Origin of the sequence: Shewanella sp. 4t3-1-2LB (assembly GCF_017368415.1) — a bacterium.
GTDB classification, from domain to species: Bacteria; Pseudomonadota; Gammaproteobacteria; order Enterobacterales; family Shewanellaceae; genus Shewanella; species Shewanella fodinae.
Genome location: NZ_JAFNJD010000105.1, coordinates 1 through 1261 on the forward strand (window position 1 = coordinate 1; position 1261 = coordinate 1261).

2 protein-coding genes are annotated in these 1261 nt (G+C 45.9%); one reads left to right on the plus strand and one right to left on the minus strand.

Features of this window, described 5'->3' with window-relative positions:
• A partial coding sequence (locus J3L11_RS18775) for an RNA-guided endonuclease TnpB family protein (RefSeq protein ID WP_133040745.1) occupies positions 1-761 on the minus strand: 761 nt, incomplete at its 3' end.
• Positions 762-806: 45 nt separating this feature from the next.
• Here J3L11_RS18775 and tnpA point away from each other — a divergent pair.
• A complete protein-coding gene (tnpA, locus tag J3L11_RS18780) occupies positions 807-1223 on the plus strand; it encodes an IS200/IS605 family transposase (RefSeq protein WP_133040746.1) in 417 nt (138 codons plus the stop codon).
• Positions 1224-1261: the final 38 nt, after the last annotated feature.

Genomic DNA, 1261 nt, shown 5'->3' on the forward strand with positions numbered 1-1261 from the left:
CTTGAAGTTTTATGCAGGTAGTCACGGCGGCTGTTGCCGATTTTTGCATGGACACGCTGGACTTTAGCTTTAGCCTTTTTCCAGTTGTTGCTGAATTTTACCTTGCGACTCATGGCCTGCTGCGCTTTACGCAAGGCACTTTCCAGCGTTTTGAAGCTGTTGCGGGGTTCATAGAATGAACCGTCAGACAAGGTGGCGAACCGAGCAATACCCACATCAATACCTATCATATCGCCGCTCGGTGTAGGAATAGCAGCGTCATGTTCAGTCTGAATAGCTGCAAACCATTTACCGCACGACAGACTGATCGTGACGTTTTTAATATTACCTTCTACCGTCCGACTGTTACGGTAACGGCACCAGCCGATTTTGGGCAGAAATATACGATTATTTCCCTGCTCCAGCTTGATGCCCTGCGGGTAACGGAAACTATCACCAGAACCTTTCTTTTTGAAACGGGGAAAATCAGCACGTTTGGCAAAGAAGTTTTTGTACGCCCGATCTAAATCTTTCAGCGACTGTTGCAGTGTTTGAGAAGGTGAGTCAGACAGCCATTGTGTTTCTGGCACTGCCTTCCATTGTGGTAACAGGTTGTTCAATTCAAAAGCGGAGAGTTTCTTTTCACCCTGTTCATGCCGCTCTTTTTGCAACGCCAGCGCCTTGTTAAAAACAAACCGGCAAGCACCGGAAAAACGGCGCATCTGGCGCTGTTGTTCTCCAGTGACGATCAGTTCGAATTTGTAGGCTTGCAGTCGTTGCATGGCTTGCTCATACTGTGTCAATACAACTCAATTATAGATTGGTCTATGGGAATTAAAAGTGATTTAAGACATGGTAGACATTGTGTTTTTAAAATGCATGTTCACTTGGTCTTTGTAACAAAATTCCGCCGCAACGTCTTTACCAAAGAAGTGCTGGATGATCTAAAAATCTTTTTTGAAAAGGTCTGTCTTGATTTTGAATCAGAGTTGGTTGAGTTCGATGGTGAGGATGATCATGTGCATTTACTGGTGAATTATCCGCCCAAAGTGGCGGTATCGGCATTGGTGAATAGTTTGAAAGGCGTTTCGAGCCGGATGATCCGAAAAAAGAATTACCCTTCGATCAAAAAGAAACTCTGGGGCGGAGCGCTTTGGTCTCCCAGTTATTTTGCGGGCAGTTGTGGTGGTGCACCAATTGAGATCATCCGGCAGTATATTGAGCAGCAACAAACTCCGACGTAGCCCTCAAAACGGCTTCGCCGTTGCGCTATTCATCCTCG

What these genes read in the sequence shown, in the direction of transcription:
- tnpA (WP_133040746.1), top strand. Translation starts at nt 807, where the DNA reads ATGGGAATTAAAAGTGATTTAAGACATGGTAGACATTGTGTTTTTAAA.